Source organism: Curtobacterium sp. NPDC088465, assembly GCF_044753165.1.
Taxonomy (GTDB): Bacteria; Actinomycetota; Actinomycetes; order Actinomycetales; family Microbacteriaceae; genus Curtobacterium.
Map to the genome: position 1 here is coordinate 486,036 of NZ_JBIVMR010000003.1, position 16,112 is coordinate 502,147.

The window sequence follows — 16,112 nt, forward strand, 5'->3', positions numbered from 1 at the left end:
TCGTGAGCGTGTGGGACGGCCTGACCGGACAGGACGACGCCGTCGCGGCCCTGCGCAGTGCGGCCGAGGCTCCCGACGGGACCGGTGGCATGACCCACTCGTGGTTGATCACCGGGCCGCCCGGGTCCGGCCGGTCGAACGTCGCCACCGCCTTCGCTGCCGCCCTGGTCGGTGCCGGAGCGGACGACGACCACGCCCTGCGGCAGATCACCGCGCGCACGCACCCCGACGTGTCGGTGCTCACCACACAACGCGTCATCATCACGATCGACGAGATCCGTCAGCTGGTGACGTCGTCGTACTACTCGCCCTCGGTCGGTCGGTACCGCGTGGTGATCATCGAGGACGCCGACCGCATGACGGAGCGCACCTCCAACCTGCTGCTCAAGGCACTCGAGGAGCCGCCGGAGCGGACGGTGTGGATCCTGTGCGCGCCGAGCGAGGCGGACCTGCTGCCGACGATCCGGTCCCGCGTGCGCTCGGTGCGGCTCCGGGTGCCCGACGTCGCGTCCGTCGCGGAGCTCATCGTGGCCCGGACCGGGGTCGACCGGGCCCTCGCGACCGATGCCGCGCGGCAGGCGCAGAGCCACATCGGGATGGCGCAGCGACTGGCGACGAGCGAGGACGCCCGCGCACGCCGACGCCGGACACTCGAGACCGTGCTCGGGGTGCGCTCGGTCGGCGACGCCGTGATGGCCGCCGCCGAGCTCCTGGCGGTCGCCGACGAGGACGCCAAGGCGATCACGCAGCAGCGGGACGGCGAGGAGCGTGACGCAGCCCTGCGGTCACTCGGCGTGGAGCCGGGCGGCACGGTGCCACCGGCGCTGCGGTCGCAGCTGCGGGCGCTGGAGGAGGACCAGAAGCGCCGGGCGACCCGCAGCCTGCGCGACGGACTCGACCGGATCCTCGTCGACGTCTCGTCGCTGTACCGCGACCTGCTCCTGCTCGGCCTCGGTGCGCCGGCAGAGCCGGTGAACCTGTCGATGCGCGACCAGCTGGACCGGGCGCTCGAGGTGGTGCCGCCGTCCGCGGCGCTCGAGGTGCTCGACGCGGTGTCGCTCGCCCGCTCGCGGATCGCGGCGAACGTCGCGGCACTGCTCGCGCTCGAGGCGCTGCTCGTGACCGTGGCCCGCGCGACCCGCTGACCCGCGTGGCCCGCTGACCCGCGCGACCCGCTGGCCCGCGCCACCCTGACCCGTGCGGCCCGCGCCACCCTGACCCGCGCGGCCCGGACCGCCGTGACACCGGACCCCTGGCGACCAGGGTCGCGGGGCGGGCGTGCGCCGAGCCTCCCGGCCGGTCAGCCTCCACCCACCGGACCCTGCGCGATCCCGCAGCCGATCGCCCCGACCACCGTGAGAAGATCGCGACATGCCCGAAGCCGCACCCGGACTGCGTGAGCGCAAGCGCCGCGCCACCCGTCTCGCGATCCAGCAGGCCGCCCTGCGGATCGCACTCGACTCCGGCTGGCCCGCCGTCACCGTCGACGAGATCGCCCGACGAGCGGACGTGTCCCCGCGGACGTTCTTCAACTACTTCCCGAGCAAGGAACAGGCGCTCCTCGGGGACGACCCGACGCTGCCGACGGGACCGGCGCTCGACACCTTCCGCGCCGGGGGACCGAGCGGCGAGCTCCTGTCCGACCTCGGCACCCTGCTCGTGCACGCGACGGGCGAGCTGGTGGAGGAACGCGGGCTGCTCGCGGAACGGCAGCAGGTGCTCCGCGCCGCTCCGGAGCTGTTCACGCGGCGGATGGCCTCGATGAAGGAGTTCCAGGCCGAGATCGAGGAGGCCGTGGCGGGGCGGCTCGCGGACACGGAACCCGACCTGGCGTCGGACCCAGACGCGCTGCGGCGCCGCGCCCGGCTCGCGTCGGTGGTGGCGCTGGCAGCGCTCCGACACGCCTGGTGGGAGTGGTCCGACGGGGCCACCGAGACGCAGCTGACCGAGGAGCTCCAGCGGTCGTTCGACGAGCTCGGCGCGCTCGTTTCGCGTTCGCTCGTCTGAACCTGTATAGTCATTGCTCGTGCCGCTCCGGGAACGGAGCGTCCGCCGCCTTAGCTCAGTCGGCAGAGCGATTCACTCGTAATGAATAGGTCGTCGGTTCGATTCCGACAGGCGGCTCGACACCGGAACCCCCGGTCGGACACTGTCCGACCGGGGGTTCCGTCGTTGTCGGGCCGCTCGGCTAGGGCAGGTAGTAGGTCGGGTTCGGCAGCTTGACGCTCCGGTCCGACGATCCGCCGAGCAGGTCGCTGTACTGGTCGCCGAGGTTCGCGACCACGTCGTACCCGCCGCCGGCGGGGGACTCGATGTGCGCCCGGGTCTGCGCCTTGTACTCGACCGTCGTGCACTTCGCGGCGGCGCAGGTCACGTACGACGGCTGCTGGGAGCTGCCGGTGCCGGTCCACTTCGTGTAGTAGGTCCGGTTCCCGCCGGTGGTCGCGGCGAACTGCGGGTAGCCGACGGCGTGCAGGTTCGCGATGGTGGCGTCCTGCTGCGCCTCGTTCCGACCGGTCACGCCGATGACGGTGCAGCCCGCCTGCTGCGCGGCGGCGACGAGCGTCGGCATGCCCGGCGTCGCGGGGAAGCGCTGGTCCTGCACCCACTCGTCCTGCAGTGCGGGGTCGAACACGAAGTGCATCGCGGCGACCTCCATGTCGTAGGTCCACAGCGTCGTGTCGTCGGCGTCCAGGACGATCGCCGGGTTGCGGTGCTGCTGCCGGGCGACGGAGCACTGCCGGGCGATCGCGGGGGCCTGTCGTGCCACGAGCCGGGCCGTCTCGCGGACGTAGGGGGAGTCGGTGCGGTTCGCGAGTCCGGTGCCGGGGTCGCCGTAGTAGGTGGCGATGGTCTTCTTGACGGAGTCGATGTTCGGGATGCCCTCGCCGCCCTGCGTGGCGCCGGAGGAGCCGTCGGCGGCCATCGTGAAGTGGGTCCTCGGGGCGAGGCGCGGTTCGCGCACGCCGGGCAGGTCCGCCGAGGGCAGGGAGTACGTGGGGTTCGGCAGCTTCAGCGTCCGGTCGGCGTACCCGCCCTGCAGGTCGCTCCACTGGTCACCGACGTTCAGTGCGATGTCGTAGCGGAGGTCCTGCTCGATGTGCTTCCGGGTGAGTGCCTTGTACTCGACGGTGGTGCACTTCGCGGCTGCGCAGGTGATCCAGGACGGCTGCTGGGACGCGCCGGTCCCGGTCCACTTCGTGAAGAAGTGGTCCTCGGAGAAGGCCGTGTAGCCCACCTTCGCCAGGTTCTGCACGGTCGCCGTCTTCTGGTCGTCGTTGCGGCCGGTCAGGCCGAACACGGTGAAGCCCATCGCCTGCGCGCGGTTCACGAAGCCGACCATGGACGGGGTCGCGGGGAAGCGCTGGTCCTGCACCCACTCGTCCTGGCGCGCGGGGTCGAAGACGAAGTGCATGTCCGCGACCTCCATGTCGTAGGTCCACAGCGTGGTGTCGTCGGCGTCGAGGACGATCGCCGGGCGCTGCCCGTGCCGGACGGCGCGGTCGTGGATGCGGCGGAGCTGGCGCGTCTCGCGGTCGACGATCGACCGCACCTCGCGGACGTAGGGGGAGTCGGTTCGGTTCGCGAGTCCGGTGCCGGGGTCGCCGTAGTAGGTGGCGATGGTCTTCTTGACGGAGTCGATGTTCGGGATGCCCTCGCCGCCCTCGGTGGCGCCGGAGGAGCCGTCCGCGGCCATCGTGAAGTGCGTCCTCGGGGCGAGCGAGGAGTCGGGGCCGTGAGCGGGCGGCGTCCAGCCGTGCGCGTCGGCCGGCGCCGCGGTGAGGACGGTGGACACGACGAGGAGTGCCGCGCTCGTGGCGACGGCGGTGCGGAGGGATCGGCGCATGGAGACCTGGTGACCTTCGAGTCGGGGACCGCCCCCGATCGGGGGACAGCAGCACGCTAGTTGTCGGTCAGCCGAGTGGTCCATGTGGGTCCGTACAGGTGCCCGCCGCGTCGTCGCCCGGCGACCGGCTGGTAGACAGGTGGCATGACGGTTCGCTGGGGAGTCATCGGTACGGGCGGCATCGCCCACTCGTTCGTGGCGGACTGCACCGCCGCGGGGATCGACTTCGTCGCGGTGGGGAGCCGCACGCGCGAGTCCGCCGAGGCCTTCGCCGCCGAGCACGGCATCGCCCGCGCGCACGGCTCCTACGCGGACCTGGTCGCCGACCCGGACGTCGACGCCGTCTACGTCGCCACACCGCACTCGCGTCACGCCGAGGACGCCCTGCTCGCGATCGACGCCGGCAAGCACGTCCTGGTCGAGAAGGCGTTCACCATCACCGCGGCCGAGGCGCGTCGGGTGGTCGACGCCGCCCGCCGCGCCGACGTCGCCGTGACCGAGGCGATGTGGACCCGCTTCCTGCCGCAGATGCGGATGATCCGCGAGCTCGTGGCCGAGGGGCGCATCGGACGCCCGCGCCTGGTCGAGGCCACCCACCACCAGGCCCTGCCCAGCGATCCCCGCCACCGGCTGAACGACCCGGCGCTCGGCGGCGGCGCGATCCTCGACCTCGGCGTGTACCCGATCTCGTTCGCGGTGGACGTGCTCGGTGTGCCGACCGCGGTCACGGCCGTGGGCACGCTGAGCGACCAGGGCGTCGACACCCAGATGGGCCTGGTGCTCACCCACGAGGGCGGTGCCCAGTCGATGATCCACTTCAGCCTGGACCTGCGGAGCCCGAACACCGCGTCGATCATCGGCGAGGACGGGCGCATCGACCTCGACGACACCTGGTACACGCCCACCACGTGGCGGCTCCGTGACCGCGACGGCACGGTCCTCGAGGAGTTCGACTCGCGCGAGGAGCTCGCCGGCTACGCCCACGAGGCGCGTGCGTTCGAGGCGATGGTCATCTCCGGGACGCACGAGGGTGGCCCGATGGACCCCGAGGAGACGATCGCGATCACGGCCGTCATGGACGAGGCCCGTCGGCAGGTGGGCGTCCGCTACGCGGCCGACGACGACGGATCGGACGCGCCGTCGGACGACTGACGTGCGCCGGCGGGTGCGCCGGCGACCGATCCGGTCTGGAGGCTCCTCCCGCGGTTCCGTAGGATCGGTCGCGATGTCCGACCAGCAGCCCACGTCGAAGTCCGTCCCGGCACGCCTCCGCGGCGCCGTCGGGTCCCTGCGCCGCTCCGCGGCTCGCCGACCGGTCCCGTGGATCGCCGGTGGTCTCGTCGGTGTCCTCCTGCTGGGCTCGGGCGCCTCGGTCGCCGTGGCTGCCGCGACGATGCCGTCCCGCCCGTCCGCGGCGACGCGGTCGGCCGCCGCGACGCCCGCGCCGTCGGACACGCCCCGGAGCTCCGCGACACCGAGTGCGACGCCGACGGACGAGTCCCGCTCGGTGCCGGACGACGCCGCCGGCCCGTCGGCCCTGCGGACCTGCACGATCGACGCCGCGGCCTCGGCAGCCGGCCTCGGGTCCTTCGAGGGCTTCGTCATGGACGCGGAGTCCGGGGAGACGCTGTTCTCGCGGAACGGGGAGGAGGCGGCACAGACCGGCAGCGTGATGAAGACGCTGACGAGCGCCACGGCCCTCGCGGTCCTCGGCGGCGACCACCGCATCCCGACCACGGTGACGAAGGAGGCCGACGGCACCGTCGCGCTCGTCGGTCACGGCGATGCGACGCTCTCGGCCGGCAACGGCACGGTGTACCCGGGCGCGCCGACCCTCGCGCAGCTCGCACAGCAGGTGAAGGCGGCCCTCGGTGACGCCCCGGTGACGACGATCGTCGCCGACGACAGCTACTGGGACGACGCCGACGCGTGGGACCCGACCTGGCCGGAGAGCGAGCGCACCATCGGGTACCAGCCCCGGGTCACCGCGCTCATGGTCGACGGCGACCGGGCGAACCCGGCCGCTGCGATCTCGCCCCGCTCCACCGACCCGGTCGGTCGCGCCGGAGCAGCCTTCCGCACGGCACTGGCGAACGCGGGCGTCGCAGGAGCCGGGAACGCGCAGGTGGTGCAGCGCGCGACCACGAGCACGGACCAGATCGCCTCGGTCTCCTCGCAGCCGGTGTCGACGCTGATCGGGCAGATGATCCCGAACTCCGACAACACCCTGGCCGAGATGCTGGCGCGCGTCTCGTCGAAGGAGTCCGGTGCAGGCGGGTCGGCGGCGTCGCTGACCGGCGTCTACCAGGAGGCACTCGCCGGCTACGGCGTCGATCCCGCGGGCATCACGATCAAGGACGGCTCGGGGGAGAGCGCGGCGAACGCGGTGTCGCCGTCCTTCGTCGCCCACCTCATGGTCGCGGTCGCCGCGGGCGAGAAGGGCCTCGGCGTGCTGTCCGGGGTGCTCCCCGTCGCCGGCGTGTCCGGCACCCTGTCGAGCCGGTTCACGGGGGAGAACGCGGTCGCGCGCGGCAAGGTGCACGCGAAGACCGGGTGGATCGACAGCGCGAACACGCTCGGCGGGTACATCGACGCGGCGGACGGCCGACGCCTCACCTTCGCGTTCTACGCGATCGGGTCCCCGCGTGCCGCGGCACTGCCGGCGCTCGACGCCGTCACCGCGGCGACGTACCGGTGCGGTGGGAGCCTGACCTCGTCCTGACGTCCACGCAGCCGCAGGGTGCCGGGTGCAGGATGGGTGCATGGCCAGGGCACTGCTCGTCGTCGACGTCCAGAACGACTTCACGGAGGGCGGCGCGCTCGGTGTGACCGGGGGCGCGGCCGTCGCGGAGCGCATCAGCGCGTTCCTCCGTCGGCACGCGGACGAGTACGACCTCATCGTCGGCTCCCGCGACTGGCACCACGGCGACGACGACAACGGCGGACACTTCGCCGGACCCGAGGGGCCGGACTTCGTGGACACGTGGCCGGTGCACTGCGTCGGCGGCACGCCGGGTGCGGCGTACCACCCGGACCTCGACACGAGCGTCATCGACGTCGACGTGTTCAAGGGGCGGGGCCGGCCGGACTACTCGGCGTTCCAGGCGAGCACGGACGACGGCACCGCGCTGCCGGACCTCCTCGCCGACCGTCGGGTGACGACGGTGGACATCGTCGGCATCGCCACCGACCACTGCGTGCGCGCCACGGCGCTCGACGCGCGAGCCGCCGGGTACGACGTCGCCGTCTACGACGACCTCTCGGCCGGCGTGGACCCGGACCGCAGCGCACGGGCCCTGGACGAGATCAGCGCGGTCGGCGGGCACGTCGACCACAGCGACATGGACGAGGGGCTCGCGAACCCCGGAGGAGCAGTACTGTGACCGCACCCACCACCACGACCAGCGGACCCACCCCGGCCGGCCCGACCACCACCGTCTCGGACGACCACGTCACCGTCGCCGACGTCCCCACCGGACTCCTCATCGGCGGCTCCTGGCGCGCCGCGAGCGGCGGCGCGACCTTCCCCGTCCGCGACCCCAGCACGGGCGAGGTCCTCGCCGAGGTCGCCGACGCGACGCCCGAGGACGGCATCGCCGCCCTCGACGCCGCCGTGGCCGCGCAGGAGGCCTGGGCCTCGACCGCGCCGCGGCGACGGTCGGACATCCTCCGCCGGGCGTTCGACCTGGCCCACGAGCACGAGGACGACCTCGCCGCCCTGATGACGCTCGAGATGGGGAAGCCCCTCGCCGAGTCCCGGGGCGAGGTCGCCTACGGCAGCGAGTTCCTCCGGTGGTTCTCGGAGGAGGCCGTCCGCATCTCGGGTGACTACCGCACCAACCCGGAGGGCACCGGACGCGGCATCGTGCTCCGGCGCCCCGTCGGTCCCGTCTACGCGATCACGCCGTGGAACTTCCCCCTCGCGATGGCGACGCGCAAGATCGGCCCGGCACTCGCGGCCGGCTGCACGGTCGTGCTGAAGCCGGCGGACCTCACGCCGCTCACGACGCTCTTCCTGGTCGAGTTGTTCCGCCGCGCCGGGCTGCCCGACGGGGTGCTCAACGTGGTGCCCTCGCGCGATGCGAAGGCGCTGTCGGAGCCGATCATCGCCGACCGCCGACTGCGCAAGCTCACCTTCACCGGTTCGACGCCGGTCGGATCGGCACTCCTCAAGCAGGCCGCCGACAACGTCCTCAAGACGAGCATGGAGCTCGGCGGCAACGCTCCGCTCCTCGTCTTCGACGACGCCGACCTCGACGAGGCGGTCACGGCGGCCATGCAGGCGAAGTTCCGCAACGTCGGCGAGGCCTGCACGGCGGCGAACCGCTTCTTCGTGCAGGAGGGCATCGCCGAGGCCTTCACCGCGGCGCTCACCGCGAAGGTCGACGGACTGCGGATCGGCCGGGGCACCGAGGACGGGACCACCATCGGTCCGCTGATCGACGACCGCGCCGTGGACAAGGCCGCCGGGCTCGTCGACGACGCCGTGCAGCGGGGTGCCCGGCTCGTGACCGGCGGGGAGCGGGTCGACCGTCCGGGCACGTTCTACGCACCGACGGTGCTCGACGAGGTCCCGCCGGGGTCGGACATCCTCACCACCGAGATCTTCGGGCCGGTCGTGTCGATCACGCGGTTCGCCACCGAGGAGGAGGGCATCCGCCTCGCGAACGACACCGAGTACGGGCTCGTCGCGTACGCGTTCACGACCGACCTCCGGCGCGGTCAGCGGCTCGCCGAGCGTCTCGAGACGGGCATGCTCGGGCTGAACACGGGCGTCGTGTCGAACGCGGCGTTCCCGTTCGGCGGGGTGAAGTCCTCGGGGCTCGGCCGCGAGGGTTCGCACGAGGGCCTCGAGGAGTACCTGGAGTCGGTCTACGTCCTCACGCCGGACCCCTTCGCCGCCTGACCCCCCTCCGCACGACGCAACGTCGGCGGTTCCTCGCAGCGGTACAGCCCTGCGAGGAACCGCCGACGTTGCGTTCCGCGGGATCGACGTCAGACGAGCAGCTGGTGCTTCGCGAGGTCGCGGTAGAGCGGGGTGGACTGCACGAGCTCCGAGTGCGTGCCCGTGCCGACGACACGACCGTGCTCGAGCACGACGATGACGTCGGAGTCGACGACGGTCGACAGCCGGTGGGCGATGACGAGCAGCGTCCGGTCGGCCGCGACGGCGTCGATCGCGAGCCGCATCTTCTGCTCGTTCACCCCGTCGAGCGAGGACGTCGACTCGTCGAGCAGCAGGATCGGGGGAGCGGCGAGCAGCGCTCGGGCGATCGCGAGCCGTTGCCGCTCACCGCCGGACAGCATGACGCCGTCCTCACCGACCTGGGCGTCGAGCCCGCGGGGGTCGCGGTGCAGCACGTCGCCGAGGTTGACGGCCTCGAGCACCCGGACGCACTCGGCCTCGGACGCGTCGGGGGAGCCGAGCAGCAGGTTCGCCCGGATGGTGCCGGCGAGCACGGGGGCGTCCTGCTCGACGTACCCGATCTGCGCGCGGAGCTCGGCGCGGTCGAGCCCGCGGACGTCGACGCCGCCGAGCCGGATCACGCCCGAGGTCGGGTCGTAGAAGCGCTCGATGAGCGCGAGCGTCGTGGACTTGCCGGCCCCGGAGGGGCCGACCAGCGCCACCCGCGCGCCGCGGGGCACGCGGAACGACACGTCGTCCAGCACCACGTCCTCGGCGGAGGGTGCGGCGTCGACGGCACCCGAGCCTCCCGACCGGTCCGTCGCGCTGCCCGCGCCCGTCGCGCCGTCCGCGCCCGTCGCGCCGTCCGCGCCCGACGCTCCGTCCGCGCCCGTCGCATCCGCAGCCCGCGCGTACCGGAACGTCACGTGCTCGAACGCGATCGCGTCGTCGGTCTCCGTCGCCGCGGCGACCCGGACGGCACCGTCGTCCTGGTCCTCCGTCGGCAGGTGCAGGATCTCCTCGATGCGGCCGAGGGCGCCGAGTGCCTGCGCGACCGCGACGGCTGCGCCGAGGGCCTGCCCGAGCGGCATGACCATCATGAAGAGCAGCAGGATGAAGGTGATCAGCGTGGCGATGGTGATCTGCCCCGCGGCGACCTGTGCACCCCCGACCCCGAGCACGGCGATGAACGCGACCTGCATCACGATGCTCGCGACCGGCACCACGAACGCCGACATCTTCGCGATGTCCAGGCCGCGGCGGTAGGCCTCGGTGGCGTGTCCGTCGACCTCGGCGACCTCGCGGCCGGTGGCCCCGGCGGCACGGATCGTGCGGACGGCACCGATGCCCCGCTCGACCGCCGCGGTCAGGTCGCCGACCTTCTCCTGGGCACGCTTCGACGCGACGCGGATGCGTCGGCTGAGCCCGCCGACGACGACGATCGCGACGAGGACGATGACGACGGTGATGCCGAGGAGCAGGGGGTCGATGACCGCCATGGCGATGATCGCGCCGACGAACGTCAGGGCGCCACCGATCGACTCGATGAGTCCCTGCGTGAGCACGGCGCGCAGGAGCGTCGTGTCGCTGCCGACGCGGGACACGAGGTCGCCGGTGCGGCGGGTGTCGAACTCCGAGATCGGCAGGTTGAGGATCCGCGCGATGAGCTTGCGGCGGGTGGAGAGCACCACGCCCTCACCGGCGCGCTGGAGCAGGAAGTGCTGCACGCCGTTCAGCACGCCCGAGACGAGCACGAGGGCGACGAGCGCCCAGACCAGGATCGAGAGCGTCTCGCCGTGCTGCACGGCGGTGACGACCTGGTTGACGAGCAACGGCTGCGCGAGCGAGGCGCCGGCTCCGAGGACGCTCAGCACGATGATCAGGGCCATCGCGGGCTTGTTCTCGAACAGGTAGGTCAGCAGGCGGCCGAAGCTCGCCCGTGGGCCCTCGGACGGCTTGCGGCGTGCGGAGAAGAGGCTCATCGTTCCTGGTTCCTGCCGCCCGTGCGGGGTGTGCTGGCGGCCGTCGTCCATCTTCGCACCGTCCCGTGGGAGCGTGGTGCGCGGCGTCGTGTTGGTCGTCTCGCCGTTGAACGACATCCCCGCTGTCGGACGACGTCGGGGGTGTCGTCCCACAGCGGCAGCACGCGCAGGCGACATCGCGCGCGCGACGCCGGACGCGACGGACGGGAGGCGCGGTGCCGGACCGGCACCGCGCCTCCCGTCCGTCGGGTGGTCGCGTCAGGACGCGCCGGTCACGCCCGCACGTCTGCCGGAGCAGCGTCCGGCGAACCGGCGGCGTCGGCCTCGTCGAGCCCCGCACCCTTCGTCTCACGGACGAAGAAGAGCGCGACCACGGTCACCACGGCGGCGAGCGTCAGGTAGAGCCCGACCCAGACGATCGTGCCGTCCGGCTGCCACAGCGCCAGGGCGATCGTCGGCGCGAGCGACGCCCCGAGGATCGACGCCACGTTGTAGGCGATCGCCGACCCGGTGTAGCGGACGTTCGTCGGGAAGAGCTCCGGCAGCAGGGCCCCCATCGGACCGAACGTCAGGCCCATGAGCGAGAGCCCCACGACCAGGAACGTGACGACGGTGATCGGCCCGGTCGACGCGGCGAACCAGAACTGGAACGTCAGGCCGAACAGGGCGATGCCGATCGTGGTGGGGATCAGCGTGCGTCGGCGGCCGTACCTGTCGGCGAGCCACCCGGCGATCGGGGTGAAGACGCCGAAGAACACGACGCCGATCATGAGCAGCGTGAGGAACTCGCCCCGGCTGTACCCGAGGCCGACCTTCGGCACCAGCGGGCCGGCCTCGGCGGCGGTGGTGCCGTAGGACAGCGTGAACGTCGTCATGAAGTAGAAGAGCACGTAGGTCGCGACCATGCCGAAGGTGCCGACGATCAGGGCCTTCCACGAGGTGCGGAACACCCGTCCGAGCGGCACCTTGGCGACCGAGCCGGACTCCTGCACGCCGCGGAACACCGTGGACTCGACGAGCTTGAACCGGACGTAGAGGCCGACGATCACGAGGACGGCCGAGAGCAGGAACGGGATGCGCCAGCCCCACGCCTGGAAGTCGGCGTTCGGGGTGCCGTCCGCGCCGGCGGGCATCGCGGCGTTGATCGCGATGAACAGGCCGTTCGCGAGCAGGAAGCCGATCGGGGCGCCGAGCTGCGGCATCGACCCGAACACACCGCGCTTGCCCTTCGGCGCGTTCTCGGTCGCGAGCAGCGCCGCGCCGGACCACTCGCCGCCGAGCCCGACGCCCTGGGCGAAGCGCATCACGGCGAGCAGGACCGGTGCCCAGATGCCGATCGACGCGAAGGTCGGCAGGCAGCCGATCAGGAACGTGGCGGTCCCCATCACGAGCAGCGACGCGACGAGGGTGGCCTTGCGACCGACACGGTCGCCGAAGTGGCCGAAGACGATCGACCCCACCGGGCGGGCGAAGAACGCCAGGGCGAACGTGACGAAGGACGACAGCTGCGAGGCCGTCGGGTCCTCGTTGGGGAAGAACAGCGTGGGGAAGACGAGGACGGCGGCGGTCGCGTAGACGTAGAAGTCGTAGAACTCGATGGAGGTTCCGACGAGGCTGGCGATGATCACGCGGGAGCGCGGGTTGCCGGTGGCCTTCGTGTCGGTCGTGGCGGCGGGTGCCGGGGCGGCGGTCATGTACGGGGACTCCGAGGGGAGCACTCACGAGGAGCGCGGCGGTGTACCGAGGCTGCGGACACCGGTCGGTCGCGCGGGGTGGCGCGGGCTCGGACCGGGTGCGTTCGGTGGGTGGTGGACCGCTCGTGACGGAACCCTCACCTTACGACACCCGTCGCGCAGCTGGAAATCGGCCGGGAGGCCCGTGGCAGCGTCCGCGCGCCGCGGAGCGTCCGTCAGCCGGCCACCGCCGTCAGCCGGCCATCCCCGTCAGCTGGTCGCGCCGGTCTCCAGGTGCGCGGGCAGCTGGTGGCCCATGCGGTCGCGCTTGGTGTCGAGGTACCCGGCGTTCTGCGCGACGACGCCGACCACGAGCGGGACCAGCGACGACACCGCGATGCCGTGCTCCTCGAGCTGCCGACGCTTCTCGGGGTTGTTCGAGAGCAGTCGGACGCGGGCGATGCCGAGGTCGGTGAGGATGCCCGCCGCGCCGCCGTACTCGCGGGAGTCGGCCGGCAGTCCGAGCGCGAGGTTCGCGTCGAGCGTGTCGAGACCGTCCTCCTGCAGGCGGTAGGCCTTGAGCTTGTTGATCAGCCCGATGCCGCGTCCCTCCTGCCCGCGCAGGTAGATCACGACCCCGCCCTCGGTGGCGATGGTGTCGAGCGCGGCGTCGAGCTGCGGCCCGCACTCGCACTTCAGCGACCCGAACGCCTCGCCGGTCAGGCACTCCGAGTGCACGCGGACCAGGGCGTCGTCCCCGGGGGCCGATCCGTCGGGCAGCGCGGCGATGATCGCGACGTGCTCGGCGCTCGTGACGAGGTCGCGGTAGGCCCGCATCTCGAACGTGCCGTGGGTGGTCGGGACGGTGGTCGCGACCTCGAACTGCACCGGGCTGCCCGGGGTGGGGGAGGTGAGGGCGTCGGTCATGGGGTGCTCCGGTCGTTCTGTGCCTGGTCGGCGGTCCTGGTCGTCGCGGCCGTCGACGTCGCGTCGTCGGCACGGGCGGTCCGGGCGCGGTGGGGTCGAGCGCGGACCAGGAGGTCGGGTCCCAGGCTGGTGGTCGATGTGATGTCCAACGGGTGGCGGTCGCCGATGCTTCCCACGCCGACGTCACCGATCGCGACGCGCGGGCCACCGAGCAGCACGGGCGCGAGGTACACGAGCAGCTCGTCGACGAGGCCCGCGGCGACGAGCGCCGAGGCCACGGTGGGACCGCCCTCGACGAGGACGCTGTGCACGCCGTGGTCACGCAGGGTGCGCAGCGCGGCGGCGAGGTCGTGCCCCGGCAGGGCGAGCAGGCCGCGTGGGTGGCGTCGGACGGCCGCGTCGTCGGGTACCGGGCGGTCGCCGACGACGACGGGGAGCGGCTGGTCGGCGAGCAGTTCGCCGGCGTCGCCGCGTGCGGTGAGGCTCGGGTCGTCGGCGAGCACGGTGCCGGTGCCGACCAGGATCGCGTCGTGGGCGGCACGCTGCTCGTGCACGTGCTGTCGGGCTGCCGCGCCGGTGATCCACTTGCTCGTGCCGTCGGCGGCGGCCGCGCGACCGTCGAGGCTCGACGCCCACTTCACGGTCACCCACGGGCGCCCGGTGCGGACGGACAGCAGCCAGCGCTCGAGGAACGCCTCGGCCTCGTCGGCGAGGACGCCGCTGACGACCTCGACGCCGGACGTCCGCAGCCGCTCGGCCCCGCCGCTCGCCTGCTCACCCGGGTCGTCGACGGCGTAGACGACGCGGCCGACGCCGGCCTCGATCAGGGCGAGCGCGCAGGGGCCGGTGCGACCGACGTGGTTGCACGGCTCGAGCGTCACGACGGCGGTGGCGCCCCGCAGCTGTTCAGCGGGCACCTTCGCCATCGCGTCGACCTCGGCGTGCGGGGTCCCCGCGCCCTTGTGCCAGCCCTCGGCGAGGACGTCCCCGGCGGGGGAGAGCAGCACGGCACCGACGCGGGCGTGGTCACCGACGACCGGTCCGAGCGCGGCGAGCTCGAGGGCGCGGCGCATCGCCCGGAGTTCCTCGGGGCGGGCGCGCGGGTCGGACGGCGACATCACGCTCCGACACTACCGACGAGGCGTCGATGACGCGTCACCTTGCTGTCCCCTGTCAGCGAACGACGCCGCGGGCCAGGGCAGGTCGGACGCAGGGACGCCGTCGGCGCGACGGAGGCCGGTCCACGCGGTCGTCGGCCCGCCGTCCCGGTCGGGGATCCGGGCGGTCCCGGTGCCCGTGAACGCGAAGCCGCCGGCGCGGGCCACCGAGGCGGAGCCGACGTTGCCCTCGTAGCACTCCCAGTACACGTCGGGCGCCCCCTGGGAGAACGCCCACGCGACGACGAGCTCCACCGCCGCGTGCATCAGGCCCTGGCCTCGGGCCGTCGGTGCGAGCCAGAAGCCGAGGTCGCGGTGCTCGGTGCGGAACGACACCACACCCTCGAGCCACGTCGACCCCGGGCGCCGGATGCCCCACGTGTACTCGCGGTCGGACGCCCACCCCGGGCCGACCAGCGCGTCGACGAAGGTCTGCGCGTCGCGGTCCGTGTACGGCGTCGGGACGGTCGTCCACCGCACGACCGACGGGTCCTGGCAGCCCCGCGTGATGGCCGCGGTGTCGGACCGGGTCGGCACCGTGAGGTGCACCCGGTCCGACGACAGCGTCACGGGGAGCATCGTCAGCCGCGCGAGCGGGGCACGAAGCCGATGCGGTCGTACACGCGGGCGAGCGTGGCCTGCGCGATGGACTCGGCACGCTCGGCGCCGACGGCGAGCAGCCGGTCGAGCTCCGCAGGGTCGTCGAGCAGTTCGAGCGTCCGGGCGCGCACGGGCTCGAGCTCGGCGACGACGGCGTCGGCCACGGCACCCTTGAGGTCGCCGTAGCCCTTGCCGACGAACTGTTCCTCGAGCGACGCGACCGGGGTGCGCGTGAACGCCGACAGGATCGCGAGCAGGTTGGTCACGCCGGGCTTCTCCTGGCGGTCGGCCCGGATCTCGCGCTCGGTGTCGGTGACGGCGGAGCGGATCTTCTTCGCGGTGCGCTTCGGGTCGTCGAGCAGGCGGATGAGGCCGTTGTCCGACGCGGCGGACTTGCTCATCTTGCTCGTCGGGTCCTGCAGGTCGTAGATGCGTGCGGTCTCGGTGCCGATCTGCGCCTTCGGGACGACGAAGGTGTCGCCGAAGCGGGAGTTGAACCGGGTCGCCAGGTCCCGCGTCAGCTCGACGTGCTGTCGCTGGTCGTCGCCGACCGGCACCACGGCGGTGTCGTAGAGCAGGATGTCCGCCGCCATGAGGATCGGGTACGTGAAGAGCCCGACCGAGGCCGCCTCGGCGCCCTGCCGTGCCGACTTGTCCTTGAACTGGGTCATGCGGCTCGCCTCGCCGAACCCCGTCAGGGTGTTCAGCACCCAGGCGAGTTCGGCGTGCGCCGGCACGTGCGACTGTACGAACAGGGTCGACTTCGTCGGGTCGATGCCGGAGGCGATGTACTGCGCCGCGGTGGCCCGGGTGCTCGCGCGGAGCTCCGCGGGGTCCTGCGGGGACGTGATCGCGTGCATGTCGACCACGCAGTAGATGGCGTCGTGGTCGTCCTGCAGGTCGCGCCACTGCATGAGCGCCCCGACGTAGTTGCCGAGGTGGAGGGATCCGGCCGACGGCTGGATGCCCGAGAAGATGCGCGTCTTGGTCATGAGGGTGTTCCTGTACTGCGTGGAGGGG

The 16,112-nt window shown here is 72.7% G+C and carries 12 protein-coding genes, 1 tRNA gene and 1 pseudogene; 7 read left to right on the forward strand and 7 right to left on the reverse strand.

The annotated features are described in order from the left end of the window. Positions 1-2 precede the first annotated feature (2 nt). The 3 genes from ACIP6W_RS14080 (at position 3) to ACIP6W_RS14090 (ending at position 2,124) form a co-directional block, all read left to right on the forward strand. A complete protein-coding gene (locus tag ACIP6W_RS14080) occupies positions 3-1,145 on the forward strand; it encodes a DNA polymerase III subunit delta' (protein ID WP_066655138.1) in 1,143 nt (380 codons plus the stop codon). A 226-nt stretch (positions 1,146-1,371) separates the two neighbouring features. After that, positions 1,372-2,007, forward strand: a complete 636-nt coding sequence (locus ACIP6W_RS14085) for a TetR/AcrR family transcriptional regulator (protein ID WP_066655137.1) — start codon at positions 1,372-1,374, stop codon at positions 2,005-2,007. Between the two features lie 44 nt (positions 2,008-2,051). Next, positions 2,052-2,124 (forward strand) — tRNA-Thr (locus ACIP6W_RS14090). A gap of 64 nt (positions 2,125-2,188) precedes the next feature. Here ACIP6W_RS14090 and ACIP6W_RS14095 read toward each other — a convergent pair. Continuing rightward, positions 2,189-3,847, reverse strand: coding sequence for an HAD family acid phosphatase (locus ACIP6W_RS14095; RefSeq protein ID WP_400430085.1), 1,659 nt, complete (start codon positions 3,845-3,847; stop codon positions 2,189-2,191). 144 nt (positions 3,848-3,991) lie between these two features. On the opposite strand from ACIP6W_RS14095, the gene ACIP6W_RS14100 reads away from it, so the two are divergent. The 4 genes from ACIP6W_RS14100 to ACIP6W_RS14115 all read left to right on the forward strand — a co-directional run bounded on the left by ACIP6W_RS14100 (position 3,992) and on the right by ACIP6W_RS14115 (position 8,753). Then, positions 3,992-4,999 (forward strand): Gfo/Idh/MocA family protein, encoded by a 1,008-nt coding sequence (locus tag ACIP6W_RS14100; protein ID WP_400430087.1) that lies wholly within the window; start codon positions 3,992-3,994, stop codon positions 4,997-4,999. Positions 5,000-5,072: 73 nt separating this feature from the next. After that, positions 5,073-6,569 carry a D-alanyl-D-alanine carboxypeptidase/D-alanyl-D-alanine-endopeptidase gene (gene dacB, locus ACIP6W_RS14105; RefSeq protein ID WP_400430089.1) on the forward strand — a complete coding sequence of 499 codons (1,497 nt, stop codon included), beginning with the start codon at positions 5,073-5,075 and terminating at the stop codon, positions 6,567-6,569. A gap of 40 nt (positions 6,570-6,609) precedes the next feature. Then, the gene (locus tag ACIP6W_RS14110) at positions 6,610-7,230 is read left to right on the forward strand and encodes an isochorismatase family protein (protein WP_400430090.1); all 621 of its coding nucleotides are present in this window, start codon (positions 6,610-6,612) and stop codon (positions 7,228-7,230) included. Between the two features lie 101 nt (positions 7,231-7,331). Further along, positions 7,332-8,753, forward strand: a complete 1,422-nt coding sequence (locus tag ACIP6W_RS14115; protein WP_066658430.1) for an NAD-dependent succinate-semialdehyde dehydrogenase — start codon at positions 7,332-7,334, stop codon at positions 8,751-8,753. Positions 8,754-8,842: 89 nt separating this feature from the next. Here the strand turns inward: ACIP6W_RS14115 and ACIP6W_RS14120 are convergent, their stop codons facing one another. The 6 genes and pseudogenes from ACIP6W_RS14120 to trpS all read right to left on the reverse strand — a co-directional run bounded on the left by ACIP6W_RS14120 (position 8,843) and on the right by trpS (position 16,084). Next, entirely contained in the window at positions 8,843-10,735 is a 1,893-nt protein-coding gene (locus tag ACIP6W_RS14120; protein WP_066658427.1) for an ABC transporter ATP-binding protein, read from the reverse strand. Between the two features lie 272 nt (positions 10,736-11,007). Beyond that, positions 11,008-12,429, reverse strand: coding sequence for an MFS transporter (locus tag ACIP6W_RS14125; protein ID WP_066655129.1), 1,422 nt, complete (start codon positions 12,427-12,429; stop codon positions 11,008-11,010). Between the two features lie 249 nt (positions 12,430-12,678). Beyond that, positions 12,679-13,302 (reverse strand): annotated as a pseudogene (gene ribA, locus ACIP6W_RS14130) (GTP cyclohydrolase II); the annotation flags it as partial. Positions 13,303-13,331: 29 nt separating this feature from the next. Next, positions 13,332-14,453: a bifunctional diaminohydroxyphosphoribosylaminopyrimidine deaminase/5-amino-6-(5-phosphoribosylamino)uracil reductase RibD gene (ribD, locus tag ACIP6W_RS14135; RefSeq protein ID WP_081984948.1), complete on the reverse strand. Its 1,122-nt coding sequence runs from the start codon at positions 14,451-14,453 to the stop codon at positions 13,332-13,334. 12 nt (positions 14,454-14,465) lie between these two features. After that, a complete protein-coding gene (locus ACIP6W_RS14140; RefSeq protein ID WP_209685114.1) occupies positions 14,466-15,062 on the reverse strand; it encodes a GNAT family N-acetyltransferase in 597 nt (198 codons plus the stop codon). An 11-nt stretch (positions 15,063-15,073) separates the two neighbouring features. Further along, complete coding sequence (gene trpS, locus ACIP6W_RS14145) at positions 15,074-16,084, reverse strand: tryptophan--tRNA ligase (RefSeq protein WP_111227094.1); 1,011 nt, start codon at positions 16,082-16,084, stop codon at positions 15,074-15,076. Positions 16,085-16,112 lie beyond the last annotated feature (28 nt).